Source organism: Sulfuricurvum sp. (assembly GCF_028710345.1).
Lineage (GTDB): Bacteria > Campylobacterota > Campylobacteria > Campylobacterales > Sulfurimonadaceae > Sulfuricurvum.
The window spans coordinates 323,829-341,132 of sequence record NZ_JAQTUH010000001.1; the positions used below are offsets into that span (position 1 = coordinate 323,829).

Below are 17,304 nucleotides of genomic sequence, written 5' to 3' on the forward strand. Positions count from 1 at the left end.
CGATTTGTGAGTAAGCACGAACAAAAAATTCGTTATCTGATTGTGGGTGGATGGAATACTGTTTTTGGATACGGTGTATTCGCCGGCTTATACTTTTGGTTGGAGGGTTCTGTACATTATTTGGTGATTCTCGCTATAAGCTACATTCTTAGCATCACTAACGCATACGTAGGATATAAATTTTTTGTTTTTAAAACCAAAGGAAATATAGTTAGAGAATATTTTCGATTTTATGTTGTTTATGGAACAGCATTTCTTGTTAATTTGATTGTTCTCCCGTTTTTGGTTGAGGTAGGTGGATTAAATATGTATGTAGCTCAAGCTTTTGTAACTTTTCTGACAATTATTGGGAGTTATATAATGCACAAAAACTTTTCGTTTAAGGTATAACATGAAAATGACATGGGCAAACATAAAAATAGGTTATCTTTTAGTTGTTATGATAAATATTGTTTTTCTGATTCATTATACTGCGCTGTTAATCCATATAAAACTCCCAGATTACTATCGTTTTGAGGGAGTCGCATTACTCTTTAATGCTAATAAAAAACGGGAACTTTTAGAGTATATTTTGCATATCGTATTTTTAGGTTTATTCTTTTTTATGATCATTCAAAAAAACTCTTATTTGCAGCGCTATAAGTTGAAGATTATCAAAATATTAGCTCCAATAATTCGTCATAAAAAGTATTTTGCTGTATTAGTATTATCATGTATTATTGTTCCAATATTAATCATAATGATTGAGTTAAATCAAACGCAGAATGTATTAAAAATCAAACTTATATTTGAGATTGTTTTATTAAGCATATTAATAGGATTTCCTTTTCAAATTCAAAAAAAAATAAGTAGTTTAGGTAATAGTATCAAGAAGATAAATACGATATCTCTAATCAAATCATCATGGTTCTATAGTTTTATACTTTTTTTTGGTTTTTTACAACTAATATATATTTTTATAGACCCAATTTTTTTCAAAGCAAAAGTTACAAATGAGTTTTTTAATATTCCTGAAACTTCATATTTGCAACAAGATACAAATGCTATTGATAATACTATATTTTTCAATCAACATTTTTCTTCGGCTATAACGCATAAAACAGATGTGACAAGCGAGGCTTATTGTAATAATTGTATTTCAGGGGCTTTATCTGATTTAGGAATTTTACCGCCGTTAATGGATGATTACAATCTTTCTTTTAATGAATCATTAGTTTGTATAAATGGAATATTAGATTATAGTCAATTGAGTGAATCTGCTAAAATAAAGCTTTACCCATTGATTTTACAAAATCAAAATACAAATGAAGAATTAAAAATCAAAAACTATAGTAGTGAAGAAGAAAGTTTTTTAAATAAAAATGCGTATGAAATTAAATGGGGAATCTATAGTCGAGGATTTTTACATCACCAAAATTTTATGCTTTCACCCATTAATGAACTAGGATTAAATCGTCCTATTTCTGAAATTAATGCACAATATGGTCTTGGAAGTGCCTATGTTATGAAGTTTTTTTTAGAGCGTATGACCTCAGGAATTACCTATGATAATTGGCTTAAACTCAATTATAGTTTTTATTATATTTATTTTATATTTTTTGTAATGATTGTATGGTTAATTACACGAGATGTAAGAGTAACAAGTATTGTCTTTTTACTCTCATTATCTTTATTGAATAATAGAAAATACGATTTTATATTATTAGGACCAGCAGAAGCTCCATGGCGTCATTTTATAGATATTTTTGTTGTATATACTCTCTATAGATTTGCACTTTCACGAAAGCTATTATATTTGTTTGTTGCTTTGGTGTTAAGTTTATTAGCCATCATGCTAAATCCACAAATAGGTTTGATGATTTTCTTAGCATTTATCGGGAGTACAATTTTTTATAGTATTTATGAAAATTATCTTAAAACTGAAGTTTTTATTGGAACGTTAATTTCAACAATGATTGCAGGTGTCCTGTATATTAAATTTTCAAGCGAGAATGTTCTTGGAAAATATTATATTGATGGAGCACTCGGTTTTCATGTTCCATTTAGTGATCTAATGGTCTTTTTATCTGTATTTATTGTGGGATATTCTTTATTTTTTATTATCTTAAATAAACGTTCTACTAAAATTCCATATCTTCATATAATCTTTTTGTTTTTGTATTCACAGGCTTTAATTGTATATGTAATGTGGCATTATAATTATGATGGCTTATTACCACGATCATTTATTTATATTTTGACTTTTGCTTTATTAATCAATACTCTATATTTGGAACAACCAAAATGGAAAAAGTATTCTATAGGATTATCAAACATCGTAATAATAGGGACACTGCTTGTATACGGAACAAGCTTAAAACATTTTATGAAATCAAAGCATAGTCATGATGCTATTTTTGATACACATACAACTTATACATGGAATTTAGAGAAAGCAAAATTTATTTCGACCATGAATCCTGCTTTATTTGAAAATAGTGTGCAATTAATTCAAAAATACTCTTTACATAACAATGGAGTTTACATTATTTCGGAGTATGACAATATATTGCCTTTTTTATCGAGCAAATATAGTTTGATGCCATTTTTTGATATGAAATGGTACATAGTAACACCGCAAGAATTGCATAAAAGTATTGCTACATTACGAGAAAATAAACCTGAATATCTGTTTGTAGATACAGGAATAGATCGAAATCTTAATAATGAAATTATTGATCCAAAATTTCCACAAATTGGAGATTTTAACGAAGAATCTATTTGGCGTGTGCAACGATTGAATTTATTGAATAAGATATTTCAGAGCATAGCATCGGATTATCAATTAATTGAAAAAGGATATTTGATTTCTGTTTATAAAAAATGTAATAACGAAAAAAAATATTGACATAATTTAAAAGGGATATATATGAACAAAATTATTATTAAAATGTATTCATTATTCAATAATAATTTAAGTACAAATATACAATTATTAATTTTATCAACTGCAATATTGTTCATGAACTTTTATATCTTTTTCTTTTTTCCTCCAACAGAGGGTTGGTGGCAAACGTATGGGTTTTTGCTAAATAAAGGACTTACACCATATATAGATTTTCATATGGCATTTCCGCCATTATTTATATATTTTAATGCACTATTATTAAAAATAACAGATTATTATGTTATTTATAGGTTGATTGGTGTCATAGAAATATTTATTATATTTTTTCTCATTATTAAAGTATTAAGAAACTTTTATCATCAAAAAATTGCTTACTATACAGCGTTTTTTGCGATATATTTGATGATGAATCTTTATCTTTTTATTCCAAATGATTATCATACATTTGTTAATTTATTAACCATTTTAAGTTTGTATTTCTATGTACAGTATCGAAATGAAAATAAGCCAATAATGCAATTGGTTTATATGGTATGCTTAGGATTGTCTCTAAATGGATTACTGTTTGTTAAGCAAAATGTTGGTTTGATTTTTTCACTTGCTATTTTATTGATTTTTTTTATTGAGATTTTCAGAAAAAATTATTTGCCTTTCATTTATTACCTTTTGATTTATATTGGTGCTTTTGCAAATGTTTCTATATGGATGGGATTGTCTCTACAAGAGTTTGTAAACATAACACTTCAAAATGATTCAAAAGGAAGTTTAGTCAATATTATTTTCAATTTTATACTAAATGAAACAAATAGAAAATATTTTTATTCTTCACTAGTAATGAGTTTTTTATTTTTGATTACAAAAAAATATCGATATAGAGATATGCTATTTAAAATAATATTATTTATTTCAATTTTAATAATAGTAAAGCATATTTTTGATCATCAATCAAATATCATTCAGTATATTATTATTGCTACCATTGCTTTTTTGTGGATAAAATTGTTTAGCCTACGACAAGATATTCAAAACTATGACTTGCTATTAATCTTTTTTAGTTTGGTATATGCAAATACATTGACAGCGGATATTACAATGATTTACCTTTTCATAATCGCTGCTTTTTTCATTGCTGAAGTTCTATTATATTACCGAAGAATATTAGCGTATCATACATTCAAAATCATGATTTTATTTTTAATTAGTATTGTTCTTATTGCACATCTGAAAGACAAAGCAAAGCATCCGTATCATTGGTGGGGAAATCAATCTAATGTTAAGGAAGCGCAATACTCATTACCTTATGAGCAATTGAAATATCTTTATGTAGATAAAGCAACATTTCTCTTATTTAAGGACGTGAAAGAAGCAATTGATCGTCATTCTGTTGGTGATGATATTTATTTATTTCCAAATATACCTATTTTTTATCAATTACATAACAAGAGACCTCTCACTGAAAATCCTGTTCAGTGGTTTGATGTTATAACAAATAAAAATATGAAAAATGAAATTCTCAAAGTTGAGAAACAAGAACCAAAAATAGTTATTATCCTTACTCCAACGGCATTAGCATATACAGTACATACAAAAATTAAAAAATCGCCACAGCTCCAATCAGAAATCCCTAGATATTTTAATTCAATGGTGCTGGCAGGAAATTATAAATTAATAAAATATCAAATTTATAGCAATGATATTTTTGGAAATGAAATAGGTTCAAATAATTTAATAACACTGGAATATCAGGTAATAAATCCAAGTCAACTGAATAAATCTTTGAATGAGTTGAATCTATCAGATATTCAATTTACAGTCAATGAAATTATAAGTGAAGGAAAGTCTTTGAAAGAAGATAAAATGTGGGAACATAAATTTGAGAAATTTGATCGAATTAATATGACCGCCAAAGCTAGAGATGTTGATATAATTGCACAAAAAATTGGCCCACCAGATGATTTAAAAGAAGAATTAAATGCATTAAAAATTTATCAAAAAATTTGATATTGCTTGAATGGAGAAGAAAGTTATGAAATGTATTAGTATTATGACGGCGTGTTACAATGAAGAAGAGAATATCGCCGAGGTATATGCTCAAGTTAAAGCAGTTTTTGAGACAAAATTACCGGAATATTACTATGAACACGTATTTATCGACAATGCCTCAGAAGATACAACAGTAGAGATTTTGCGCGGTATTGCAGCGAATGATTCGAATGTCAAAGTAATCGTCAATGCCCGTAATTTCGGACATATCCGCTCACCGTTTCATGGATTGATGCAATGTAGCGGTGACGCGGTTATCTCTATTGTTGCCGATTTACAAGATCCTCCGGAAATGATTGTTGATTTCGTCCGTCAATGGGAAGCAGGGTATAAAATTGTTATTGGGGTTAAAGAGCAAAGTTATGAAGCACAATGGATGTTTAAGCTTCGTGAAGCATACTATAATCTACTCCATAGACTTTCAGAAGTAGAGATATTCAAAGGCTTTACGGGATTTGGTCTGTATGATAAAAAAATCATCGATTTTATGCGCGAATTTGATGATCCGTACCCATTCTTTCGGGGACTTATCGCTGAGATCGGTTTTAAAGCGGCAAAGATACCCTACACGCAACCCGCCCGTCCGCGCGGTATTTCTAAAAACAACTTTTATACCCTCTACGATATGGGGATTTTGGGGATTATTAACAACTCAAAAGTGCCGTTGCGGATAGCGACATTTTTAGGATTTTTACTCTCATTTGTGAGCTTTATGACAGCTATCATTTATACGGTTGTTAAATTGTTTAATTGGAACAGTATGCCGCTTGGTATTGCTCCCTTAATTATTGGTAGCTCCTTTATGTTTGGGATCGTCCTCTTTTTTCTTGGGATTATTGGAGAATACATCGGTGCTATTTATACACAAATTTTAAAACGTCCCCGCGTATTTGAATCAGAGCGGATTAATTTTAAAGATGAAGCGTTATGAAGTTTATAATTGTATCTGGTGGATATGATGATAACTCTGGAGGGATTGTTGTTCTTCATCAGCTCTGTGATAGACTCAATACACTAGGGCATGAAGCATACCTTTGGCCGTTTTTCAAGCCCGCTTTAGATGTTACAAGCCCTTTTAAAACACTCTATCTTTTTTTAAGATATTTTCGTAAAGGGATAAAATATGGATTTAAAAAAAATCCAAAACTAAATACTCCAACGGCATCGTATGATGATTTAGAGGATGCAGTGGTTATTTACCCTGAGGTAGTTGTCGGAAATCCTTTGAAAGCTCAAAATGTAGTGCGATGGTTATTGCATAAACCGGGATTTAATAACGGAGGTAAGATAGATTTTGGGGCAAATGATCTCTTTTTTTATTATGATAAAGCGTTTGATGATAGCCGATATAACAAATTTCCTGAAAATCATTTACACATAGTTTCTCAAAGATCGGATGTGTATAACGTTACCAATAATGGCACACGGAAAGGCTCTTGCTATTTACTTCGTAAAGGATACAAGAGGGAGTTGGTGCATGATATAACCGGTACGCGATTAGTGGATGGATTGTCACATGAAGAGACAGCTAAAGTGTTTAATGAAGTAGAATATTGTATATCGTATGATACGCATACAATGTATAACGTTTATGCTGTTATGTGCGGATGTATTCCTATTGTGATTCCTGAGGATGGGATATCAAAAGATCAATGGCAACCGAATGAAGAAAATCGGTATGGTATAGCGTATGGATTTGATGATATAGAGTATGCGATTCAAACACGCCCTTTACTACTGCAATACATAAAGAAGCAAGAGGGTGAATCGAATGAATCGGTTATCCATTTTGTCGAAAAATGTGAGGAATATTTTTCAAGTTTTAAAGTTTGACAATCCCATTCTTGCAATAAAATGCATTGTCTGCGCGATGTCTTTCCATAATCGCTTTGTTCACATCACCTTCGATAGCGCTAAAGCGTTTAGGATGATAGAGATGGAGGATATTGGCGTTGTTACGGCATGATTTGAGTTCAATCCCAACTCCTCGAAATCGCCAGCTCGGATCGACATCTTCACCTTCCGCAGGTAAACGGTATGTTTCGTCAAAGCCGTTTATTTTTAGAAAATCCTCTTTATAGCATGACCAGTTGCATCCGATGATATGGCGAACGTAGCGCTTATGTATCTGGCGGCTGATAAAGGAGTGGGATTTAAAGGTCAATCCATCTTCGGGATGGCGTGCATCATCACGAATCATAGCGGGTAAATACCACAAAAACTTTTTTTCGATGTCATGGATGGTGAGTTCATGGTGTTTGAAGCGTTCGGTAAATTTGGGCCCAAGTTCGAATCGTTTTCCGCAGAGGACAGTTCCCCATTCGGCATTTTCGGCATGGGCTTGGATAAAGGTGCTATAAGGAACACAGTCACCGTCGATGAAGATCAGATATTCATTGGATGAAGCTTGGATAGCGTTATTCATCGCTTTATTTTTCCACCATCCGTCATCTTCTTGAGTGAGGTGGATGAGGTTAGAAAAACGATCTTTTTGAGTAGCGATAAACTCTCGCATCTCTATGGAATCACCGTCTTCAGAGATAATAATCTCATCAGCATGGAGGGTTTGATGTTCTAAACTCTCCAAAATAAACCCAAGTGCTTCAGTGTCTTTGTATACGGAGATAATGATAGTGGTTTTAGGATAAGGCATAGACTAAATCTCCTAGAAATGGTAACGTTATTTTATAGGATATTGGCTGATTTTAACGACTCTAAAATTATTGTCGGCGTGATTTGAGACATACAAATATTATCAGTGCACTGTTTCATCGTTTGGGTTTTATAACATGGTGAACAGGGTAATTGTAATGAAATAGGGTGCACCGAGTTGGTATTACTTTTATAGGGGCTATCGGTGATAGGGTTGTTAGGACCCATTAAAACAAACGTTGGAGTATCGATCGCTGCTCCGATATGTCCTGTCGCTGAATCGGTACAGATAAGCCCTTGTGCATGTTGAACGGTAGTTATAAGTTCCGAGATTGACAGTTGAGCGACCAAATCAGTTACATTAGCTGGATAGGGTTTTATATGATCAAAAAAAGCTTCTTCACCACGTGCACCTACAATAACTATCGCTATTTCGGTGCTGAGTGTTTGGATGAGTGTACGCCAATGTTCAAATGGCCATGCTCGGTAGTTAAGCCCTTTTTTCTGGTTGTGAGAGTTGCTGGGTGCAATGACAAGATAGTGTTCTGGTAAAGAAACTTTTGCTTTGAGATGATCCAAGGATGTTCCAAAGAGGGTTGGTTTGGCGTTTGTAAGAATAGCCGTATCAATGATATCTCGATAATAATATTTAGTTGCTTCGCCTCGATTGATAGTTTGATTTTCTGCTGTTTCTAATATCCCCATCCCTGTCTTATGTGTTGCGTGAATCGCTTTAATGAGGCTTTTAAATTGTTTACCGAATTCCAATGAGATGAGTAAGTTATACGGATTCTCTTTGGAAGCGCGGATAATGGCACGTTTTTGGGGACTAAGCCAAATAGGGATTTTTTTGTGTTTCAGAGGGAAAATTTGATGGACGCGAGGATCATTTTCGAACAATTTTCCGGTTCCTGGTGTAGTGATAAAATCGATACTAATGTCTCCGTATTGTGTGCGTAAAGCATCGATAACTGCTGTGGCATAAATCAAATCACCGAGTGCTCCGCAACGGAGGATTAGTGCGCGTTTGATTGTGCGTGACGTAGACATTTAGATCGTTGATGTGTATTTTTTCAAATACCACTCGATGGTTTTTATGATACCGGTATCAAAATTTTCATCTGCTTTCCACCCAAGCTCCGTTTCAAGTTTGGTTGCATCGATAGCATAACGGCGATCATGCCCCGCGCGGTCTTCAACGTAGGTTATAAGCTCTTTATAGCTTGTGCCGTCTGATCTGGGTTGCATACTATCGAGCAATGAACAGATACGATCCACGATTTGGTTGTTGTTACGCTCATTACGTCCGCCGATATTGTACACTTCACCTGAACGTCCTGTGTGATAGACAATATCGATCCCTTTGCAGTGGTCTAACACATAGAGCCAGTCACGGATGTTTTTGCCATCACCATAAACGGGAATATTCTCTCCATTCAGTGCTTTGCGGATAACGGTCGGGATTAGTTTCTCGTTGTGCTGTTTTGGTCCGTAGTTGTTCGAGCAGTTGGTAATAACCGTATTCATCCCATAGGTATGATGGTAAGAACGGACAATCATATCTGAACCTGCTTTAGAAGCACTATAAGGGCTGTTAGGTGCATAGGAAGTCTCTTCGGTGAATAGATCACTTGGATCATCTGTGAGTGTTCCGTAGACTTCATCGGTACTGATATGATGAAAACGGCACCCCTCGAATCCAGTTTTGTAGACAAACGGTTTTTCCATCCACGTTTTGTAGGCTACATCGATGAGGGTAAAGGTGCCGTTGACATTGGTTTGGACAAACACACCCGGATTTTTAATGCTGTTATCGACGTGAGACTCAGCGGCGAAATGGATCACACCGCGAATGTCATATTGTTCAAAGAGTGATTCGATGAGAGGACGATCGCAAATATCCCCTTGGATAAAGATATGGCGATCATTTTGGGGAGCATCATTGAGATTATTCATATCCCCCGCGTAGGTGAGCAAATCAAGATTAATGAGACGGGTATCCGGATATTTTTCTAAAAAATAAGGGACAAAGTTGCTTCCGATAAATCCGGCACATCCGGTGACTAAAATGGTTTTCATTTGGTTTCTCCTAAGGTAATTAAGCACTCTTTGAGTGAATCTCTCCAATACGGTATGGTGAGGTTAAAATCGTTTTTGATTTTTGTTTTGTTGAGTAGAGAGTAGTGAGGTCTAGTCGCGGGAGTCGGGTACTGATCGGTGGTGATCGGATTGATGAGACATTCCACTTCTGAGAGCTCAAATATTGCTTTAGCAAAGTCGTACCAGCTTGCACATCCCTCATTACTGTAATGGTAAATTTCAGGAGATTCATTTTGTATATTTGGAAGAATCTCTAAAATCGCTTGTGCTAAATCTCGCGCATAGGTTGGTGTCCCCACTTGGTCAAAAATGACTCCGAGGCTATCGCGCTCACGACCTAAACGGAGCATTGTTTTGACGAAGTTATTTCCAAAAGAGGAATAGACCCATGAGGTACGGATGATAACGGTGTTTGCAGAAGCGACACTAAGGATTGCATTTTCACCATCGCATTTTGTTTTTCCGTAAACTCCTTGGGGCTCAGTGGGATCAGTTTCGATATAAGGGCGGTAATTTTGTCCGTTAAACACATAATCGGTTGATATATGAACTAAAGAGATATGGTTTTTTTTAGCGATTTTTGCGAGCATTGAGACAAATCGGTGATTAATGGTATTTGCTAGTTCAGTGTCACTTTCTGCACGATCTACTGCAGTATAAGCAGCACAGTTAATGATGGCATCAAAAGATTTAGTTTCAAAAAAATCTTCCATTGTGCAGAGATTACTCAAATCCAGTATTGTTCTATCGGCAAAAGTAAAAGTGTATTGCGGATAATACGAACTAATCAACTGAATCTCAGAACCCAGTTGACCGTTTGCTCCGGTTACAAGTATATTAAGCATAGAGGTTGACTCCGTATTCGAATAAATCGGCATCGCCTAATAAAGGTTGCGTGGTATCTTTGGCAGAGAGTTGCATTTTCTCGTGTTCAACAATCCAATCGATATTTATAGCAGGATCATTAAACGAAATACCACGGTCACATTCCGTACTGTAGTAATTATCGACTTTATACGCAAAGGTACATTTCTCACTTAATACGACAAACCCATGGGCAAATCCGCGTGGAATAAAGAGTTGACGCTTGTTTTCACCTGATAATCGAACCGCTACATGATGACCAAAAGTAGGTGACCCTTGTCGGATATCGACTGCGACATCGAGTACTTCACCCTCGATTACCCGTACCAGCTTACTCTGAGCATGAGGAGGAAGCTGGTAATGCAATCCACGCAATACTCCGTACGAACTGGATGATTCATTATCTTGACAAAAAGGGACTTTAAACCCTAAAAAAGCTTCAAGTTTATCGGCACGAAACGTCTCAACAAAGTATCCTCGTGTATCACCATGAACTTTAGGGTCTATGATTACCACATCAGGAATGGCTGTACGCTCAAAGGTCATTGCACAATCCCCTCATTTGCTCTGCGAATCAAGTATTGTCCGTATTGGTTTTTACTCAATGGTTGTGCAAGCTCGAGAAGTTTTTCTTTCGTGATGTATCCCATTTCATAAGCAATCTCTTCGAGACAAGCAACTTTAAGCCCTTGACGGTTTTCAATCGTTTGGATAAACATACTTGCTTCCAAAAGCGATTCATGGGTTCCTGTGTCGAGCCATGCATACCCACGTCCCATCAATTCTACTTTGAGAGCATTTTGAGCCAAATATTCTTGGTTAACCGCGGTAATCTCTAATTCCCCACGCTCGCTTGGAGTAATTTTTTTTGCAATTTCGACGACACTGTTGGGATAAAAATAGAGACCTACTACGGCATACGAACTTTTTGGATGTTTAGGTTTTTCTTCGATAGAGAGGACATTTCCCACATGATCAAACTCGGCAACTCCATAGCGTTCAGGATCTTTTACCCAATAGCCAAAGACGGTTGCTTTCCCTTCATCTTTAACATTTCGAACCGATTGTGCAAGCATCTTCGTTAATCCATGACCGTGAAAAATGTTATCTCCAAGAACCAAACAGACATCATCATTGCCAATAAAATCGGCTCCCAAAATAAATGCTTGTGCAAGTCCGTCTGGTGAGGGTTGAACACAATATTCAAATCGCATACCGATATCACATCCATCTCCCAATAGCTCTTCAAAACGGGGAAGATCTGTAGGTGTAGAGATGATTAATACCTCTTTAATCCCTGCAAGCATTAAAACAGAGAGGGGATAATAAATCATCGGTTTATCATAGATAGGGACGAGTTGTTTCGAGACCCCTTTTGTAATGGGATAGAGTCGAGTTCCGCTTCCTCCAGCTAAAATAATCCCTTTCATTTTTTCTCCTTTTCATATAGTTCAACCGTTGCTTGCACGTATCCATCGATGCTACCACAATCGTAGCGTTTACCTTGAAATTTATAAGCAATAACATTGCCAGATTTTGCTTGCTCCATTAACGCATCCGTAATTTGAATTTCACCGCTTTTACCCGGTTTAGTATTTTTTAGAATCTCAAAAATATCAGGAGTAAGAATATAGCGCCCAATGATAGCAAGATTACTTGGTGCATCTGCTGGAGAGGGTTTTTCGACCATTGTGTTCACACGATATATTCCATTTTCGATCTCTTCTCCGGCAATGATACCGTACTTGTCGGTATACTTTGAATTGATCTCTTCGATGGCAACAATAGAGCATTGGTATTTGTTGTACAACGTGACCATTTGGGTTAAAACCCCTTCAGAATCATTAACACATAAATCATCGGCTAAAATGACTGCAAACGGTTGATTTCCAACAAGTGGTTCACCGGTTAAGATAGCGTGGCCAAGCCCTTTCATCTCTACTTGACGCGTGTATGCAAAGGTACATTTATCAATAATATGACGGATATCGGCAAGCATTTTTTCTTTCGTAGTCCCTTTGATCTGATGCTCTAACTCATAGCTGACATCAAAATGATCTTCAATCGCCCGCTTCCCCCGTCCGGTAACGATTGCCATAGTGTTCATTCCTGCATCCATCGCCTCTTCAACACCGTATTGGATAAGGGGTTTAGTGAGTATAGGGAGCATCTCTTTAGGCATTGCTTTGGTTGCAGGGAGGAAACGTGTTCCATACCCGGCTGCTGGAAACAAACAAACATGTATTGAGGAATTTTTTTTCATAAATAAATCCATTTTTTGATAATAAAAGATGAGTAAAATATTAGGTAATTAATAATATTCAAATTGTCACATAAATTGACTTAAAAAATCAAAGAAAGAGCAATGACATGGTATATTTGTTTTAACTATTCATACGGTTCAGAGAGTTTAATGAAACTGTATTCAAAGGTAAATGAGGCTTGTTTGAGAGCAGAGATATTGAGATAAGGTTTGACATTTTTTCTTATGTACAGAGAGATGAGTGCACCATTTTTTAGCAATGTCGGATCAAAACAAAAGGTTACTATTTTGTTTTCATAGGAATTTTGGATTAATGCTTCGAGCAGAGTGTTATCCGGTGGTATCATAAGAATGATACCGTGAATATTTTTCATAGTTAAGGCCTCTTTTGCCGATACGATTGAGAGGTGAATAGGGTGATCGTTAATCCCATCTGGATAGTGATTTTGAACCATACTGGAAAAATGTCGAGCAGTTTCTTGATTGGCTGGAGAGGTGACAATGGCAAGATTGATAGAGGATTGTATTCGCTCTTTTGTACCTTTTTCCATGAATAGAATTTTTGGGAAAAGCTTTGAGCTAATTTGGAGTAACGGTGTATCGTATGACTCTCCCAAAAGGGTCAATGGAATCACCAAGAAGAAAAAGTAAATTAAGTACTTCATGAACGATCCAAGGAGAGGCTGATAGTAAAAATTGCCCCTTGAACATTATTGCTAACACTGATGTTTCCCTCAAAATGTTGTTCAATGATTACTTTGGACATATACAATCCAATACCGGTTCCCTGTTTTTGAAATTTCGTTGTAAAGTAGGGCTCAAAAATCCGTTTGGAAATATCAGACGGAACACCTCCCCCTGTATCAGAGATATCGATGATGAGACGATTTGCTTCACACCGAAGCACAACATCGATTCTTCCTCCGTTTTGGTTGGAATTTGCAACAATAGCGTCTTTGGCATTGTTGATAATGTTTAAAATAACTTGCTTGAATTCATTTACAACTCCATAAATTTCTGCACTGCATTCGTTATGTATGGCATAGGTAATTTTGGCATAGTGGAGTTGTTCACTTAAAAGGTGAAAAATATCGTTAATCGGTTGAGTTGGTTTGAACGTAATTTTCTCTTTATTGAGATTGAAAAAATTTCTAAAATCATCAATCGTGTTAGACATAAAGGTGAGATTTGTCGTGATAATATCGCTATTATTTTGAATCTCTGAGTCATTAAGGATACCAAGTTGCCGCTTCATCTCCATATTACTCATTGCTAAACCGATAACGTTGAGAGGTTGTCGCCATTGATGGGCAATACTCTCAATCATCTCGCCCATTGCCGCAAGTCTTGATTGATGAATGAGTAATTGTTCTTTTTGGCGACGTTTTTCCATCTCCGTTTCAATACGCTGTTCAAGCTTTGAATTAATCTCTTCCATTTGGTCTTTATAATTGTCAATAGTCCCAAGCATTTTATACGTTGATGAAATGATTGTACGGATCTCTTTATTGTTATTGTCGCATTGAAAAGGTTTCGTTGGCTGATCAACAATGTATTCACCCATCCAATCGGAAATTTCACTTAAAACAAAAAACTGCTTTCTAAAATAGAGGAATGTAAAGGAAAAAATCAATAACGCAAAAAGTGATATAAGTACCAGTTGATCAAAAAGTTTATTTTGTAACTCTTGAGCATGCGTATTGGAGTAGCTGATATAGAGTGTGGCTTGTAACTCTCCTGTAATGGGATCTTTAAGTAGTTCTGAGAGGGTGATAGAGCCTTTGATTTTTGAATGGGGGGCATATTGTTCAAACAGTGTTTTTTTATGGGTATCCATCAAAGAAATACGAGTGATACTGGGGTTTTGAAAAAAAGTATGCATAGTTTCATTGAGGAGATTTTGTTGATCAAAACTCAGATAGGTAGAGATAATCGGTTTAAGTGTGTTGGTTACCAATCTAATTTTAGAACGCTCTTCTTCGTTGAGTACGGCAGAATTATGTGTATGGATAAAGATAAACATAGGAGCGGTGACTGCAATGTATAGGAGCCAAAAGAAAATAGCAAACTTAGCAATCAAAGAGTGCATTATTAAAATCCAATACCAATTAACATTAAATGATGATATATAAGTTATTGTTAATATTTCTTTAAATTTTTGGTACAATTTAACACCATAATAATAATGGAGACTATCATGCAAGGTATTTGGAAAAGTCTGATTGCGTTTTTGGTGCTTACACATGAAGTAGCGGCGGATGAGAGTGATCTTACCTCTTTATTAGACGAAGTTACCGCTATTGCAACAAAAAGCAAATTAAATATTGACTATCAACCCTCTGTAGTCTCTGTTCTTCATGCAGATAAGCTTAAAAAAACAGGTATTCGTAATCTGCATGAAGCGCTAGCTCTTTTACCGGGAATTGAAACGTCTATGCTGCATACCGGATGGAAGCAGGTTATCGTACGGGGGATTTATAATCCTGATACTTTCGTATTTGACAAATACAAACTCTATATCGATGGGGTAGATGTTGGTAGTGATCTCTACAGCACCAGCTACTATTATCTTGATTTTCCGATAGAACTGATTGATCGTATTGAAGTGTTGCGCGGGTCAGCCTCAACAGTTTACGGTCCAGGAGCCTTTAGTGCGGCTATTAATGTCATAACGATTAGTTCTCAGCCGGAGGAAAACGACAAAGTTTTTGGTTCAATCGGCACTTATGGCTATACTAAAGGGGGATTTGTACAACATCTCAACAGTGGGGATTGGTCACTCGGAATTGATGGCTATCATCAACACAGCAATAAAACTTTAGAAGCAGGTCCAGAATTTAAAGCGAATAGTGAAACTGCTTATATGCGTTCGGATTATAATAGTTTGGAAAATTTTGAGGATTATTCTATCGGTATAACGGCGAAACATGATGATTGGACGTTGATTGCACGATACAAATCGGAAATTACGGATAACTTTTATGGGTTAAACGAAGAGCTCGAACCGGTTACTACCGGATATCAGCATAATAAAAGCGGTATCGTTGAATTGCAAAACAATTATTCACTGGCTCGTGATGTAGATTTGGAATCAAAAATCGGGTTCAACTATTATGCATTTACTTTTGATTCTACACTGTATCAAAATTATAACAATAGTGGGCTAACTATACGGATGAACCCGACGTTTGAGCAGTTAAATACTAATGTTGAGATGAATCTTAGAGGAAAAAATATCGATGATAATGAATGGATGATTGGTCTTAATGCTCGAAAAATTAATACGATTAAAAATGTTTTTGGGACAACCTATAGAGATCAAAACGATGGCGGTCCTATCGTTATGGGGTCAATGGAGTATTTGGATGGTCAGTATGGCTTAATTTCGGGAGATAATGATCAGTGGGTAAAATCGCTCTATGCGCAAGAGATATATTCACTCAATGACGCTTGGGATATTTCGGCTAATCTACGATTGGACAGTTATGCACTCTTTGGTGATATGGTAAGTTATCGTGTGGGGAGTGTTTATCGATTCGATGATAATAATATTTTTAAAGGAGTTTTTGGACGTTCGTATCGTGCACCTTCATACGTAGAAGCTTTTCAGACATCTCAAAAAGGGTTTAAAACGGGGAATCCAAATGTAAAACCAGAATCGATTGATACCTATGAACTAGCGTACACCTACAAAAATAAAGAGTTTATCTTTCGAACCAATGTTTTTTATTCGATTTTACATGATGTGATTGATAGTATTCAAAATGAACCTGAGGCGTTTATAGGTGATTATGCAAATCATCGACAGCGAAATGAAAAAGGGTTAGAGATGGAGCTAACCCGCTCTTTTAATAATGGTTCTGAACTGATGGGCAATTTTTCGTATGTTACAACAGAATATTTTTCGCCAGATTATAGTACTCCTATTGAATATCAAAGCCCAGAGATTTCAGAAGTGATGATTAAAGGATATTACCTATATCCACTGAATGAGCAGTTTGGGCTTAATACGGCATGGTATTATAATGGTCCAAAACGTGGATATATACGTGAAAGTGGCAATACTCAGACCTACGGTTCGACAATGGTGGTAGATGAGACATTGTCGTATCATCTCGATGATTTGTCAATGATTACGGTAAGTGTGAAAAATCTTTTTAATGAAGCGGTTATTTATCCTTCATACAGTGCTAAACATGATGGTATACTCAGAGAAGGTCGAAATTGGTTAGTGACTTATGAAAAACAATTTTAAAATGATGGTGTATATATGAGGGGTGGCTCCGAATACTGGATTCGAACCAGTGACCAAGTGATTAACAGTCACCTACTCTACCGCTGAGCTAATTCGGAATAAAACAATGAAGAAATCTTAAAAATGGCTCCGAATACTGGATTCGAACCAGTGACCAAGTGATTAACAGTCACCTACTCTACCGCTGAGCTAATTCGGAATCTTTAAGAGGCGCAATTATACGCTATGTTGCGTTGGATG

The 17,304-nt window shown here is 35.6% G+C and carries 15 protein-coding genes and 2 tRNA genes; 6 read left to right on the top strand and 11 right to left on the bottom strand.

The window, feature by feature from the left end; all coding sequences use genetic code 11:
- The first annotated feature begins 6 nt into the window (after positions 1–6).
- Genes PHC76_RS01720 through PHC76_RS01740 form a run of 5 tightly spaced genes read left to right on the top strand, consistent with a single transcriptional unit; the run spans position 7 to position 6,763 of the window.
- Positions 7–390, top strand: coding sequence for a GtrA family protein (locus tag PHC76_RS01720; RefSeq protein WP_299970806.1), 384 nt, complete (start codon positions 7–9; stop codon positions 388–390).
- Position 391: 1 nt separating this feature from the next.
- On the top strand, positions 392–2,887 hold the full coding sequence (locus PHC76_RS01725) for a hypothetical protein (protein ID WP_299970809.1): 2,496 nt from the start codon (positions 392–394) through the stop codon (positions 2,885–2,887).
- A 21-nt stretch (positions 2,888–2,908) separates the two neighbouring features.
- Positions 2,909–4,888 (top strand): hypothetical protein, encoded by a 1,980-nt coding sequence (locus tag PHC76_RS01730; RefSeq protein ID WP_299970812.1) that lies wholly within the window; start codon positions 2,909–2,911, stop codon positions 4,886–4,888.
- A gap of 25 nt (positions 4,889–4,913) precedes the next feature.
- A complete protein-coding gene (locus tag PHC76_RS01735) occupies positions 4,914–5,861 on the top strand; it encodes a glycosyltransferase family 2 protein (RefSeq protein WP_299970815.1) in 948 nt (315 codons plus the stop codon).
- Complete coding sequence (locus PHC76_RS01740; RefSeq protein ID WP_299970818.1) at positions 5,858–6,763, top strand: hypothetical protein; 906 nt, start codon at positions 5,858–5,860, stop codon at positions 6,761–6,763. Before PHC76_RS01735 ends, PHC76_RS01740 begins: the two co-directional genes overlap by 4 nt.
- Here the strand turns inward: PHC76_RS01740 and PHC76_RS01745 are convergent.
- The 9 genes from PHC76_RS01745 to PHC76_RS01785 all read right to left on the bottom strand — a co-directional run bounded on the left by PHC76_RS01745 (position 6,753) and on the right by PHC76_RS01785 (position 14,898).
- The gene (locus PHC76_RS01745) at positions 6,753–7,583 is read right to left on the bottom strand and encodes a glycosyltransferase (RefSeq protein ID WP_299970821.1); all 831 of its coding nucleotides are present in this window, start codon (positions 7,581–7,583) and stop codon (positions 6,753–6,755) included. The genes PHC76_RS01740 and PHC76_RS01745 overlap by 11 nt on opposite strands.
- A gap of 32 nt (positions 7,584–7,615) precedes the next feature.
- Positions 7,616–8,632 carry a glycosyltransferase family 9 protein gene (locus PHC76_RS01750; protein ID WP_299970824.1) on the bottom strand — a complete coding sequence of 339 codons (1,017 nt, stop codon included), beginning with the start codon at positions 8,630–8,632 and terminating at the stop codon, positions 7,616–7,618.
- Positions 8,633–9,661: a dTDP-glucose 4,6-dehydratase gene (gene rfbB, locus PHC76_RS01755; RefSeq protein ID WP_299970826.1), complete on the bottom strand. Its 1,029-nt coding sequence runs from the start codon at positions 9,659–9,661 to the stop codon at positions 8,633–8,635. It lies immediately after the preceding gene.
- On the bottom strand, positions 9,658–10,527 hold the full coding sequence (gene rfbD, locus PHC76_RS01760; RefSeq protein WP_299970829.1) for a dTDP-4-dehydrorhamnose reductase: 870 nt from the start codon (positions 10,525–10,527) through the stop codon (positions 9,658–9,660). The genes rfbB and rfbD overlap by 4 nt, the downstream gene beginning before the upstream one ends.
- Entirely contained in the window at positions 10,520–11,092 is a 573-nt protein-coding gene (gene rfbC, locus PHC76_RS01765; protein WP_299970832.1) for a dTDP-4-dehydrorhamnose 3,5-epimerase, read from the bottom strand. Before rfbC ends, rfbD begins: the two co-directional genes overlap by 8 nt.
- On the bottom strand, positions 11,089–11,976 hold the full coding sequence (gene rfbA, locus PHC76_RS01770; RefSeq protein ID WP_299970834.1) for a glucose-1-phosphate thymidylyltransferase RfbA: 888 nt from the start codon (positions 11,974–11,976) through the stop codon (positions 11,089–11,091). The genes rfbC and rfbA overlap by 4 nt, the downstream gene beginning before the upstream one ends.
- Positions 11,973–12,809: a UTP--glucose-1-phosphate uridylyltransferase GalU gene (galU, locus tag PHC76_RS01775; RefSeq protein ID WP_299970836.1), complete on the bottom strand. Its 837-nt coding sequence runs from the start codon at positions 12,807–12,809 to the stop codon at positions 11,973–11,975. The genes rfbA and galU overlap by 4 nt, the downstream gene beginning before the upstream one ends.
- Positions 12,810–12,934: 125 nt before the next feature.
- Positions 12,935–13,474: a hypothetical protein gene (locus PHC76_RS01780; protein ID WP_299970839.1), complete on the bottom strand. Its 540-nt coding sequence runs from the start codon at positions 13,472–13,474 to the stop codon at positions 12,935–12,937.
- Positions 13,471–14,898, bottom strand: a complete 1,428-nt coding sequence (locus tag PHC76_RS01785; RefSeq protein WP_299970842.1) for a HAMP domain-containing sensor histidine kinase — start codon at positions 14,896–14,898, stop codon at positions 13,471–13,473. Before PHC76_RS01785 ends, PHC76_RS01780 begins: the two co-directional genes overlap by 4 nt.
- Positions 14,899–15,006: 108 nt before the next feature.
- Between PHC76_RS01785 and PHC76_RS01790 the strand changes: the two genes are divergently transcribed.
- Positions 15,007–17,064, top strand: coding sequence for a TonB-dependent siderophore receptor (locus tag PHC76_RS01790; RefSeq protein WP_299970845.1), 2,058 nt, complete (start codon positions 15,007–15,009; stop codon positions 17,062–17,064).
- Between the two features lie 23 nt (positions 17,065–17,087).
- Here the strand turns inward: PHC76_RS01790 and PHC76_RS01795 are convergent.
- Together PHC76_RS01795 and PHC76_RS01800 are read right to left on the bottom strand one after the other, a co-directional pair.
- Positions 17,088–17,162, bottom strand: a tRNA-Asn gene (locus PHC76_RS01795).
- 26 nt (positions 17,163–17,188) lie between these two features.
- Positions 17,189–17,263: transfer RNA gene (locus tag PHC76_RS01800), tRNA-Asn, on the bottom strand.
- Positions 17,264–17,304: the final 41 nt, after the last annotated feature.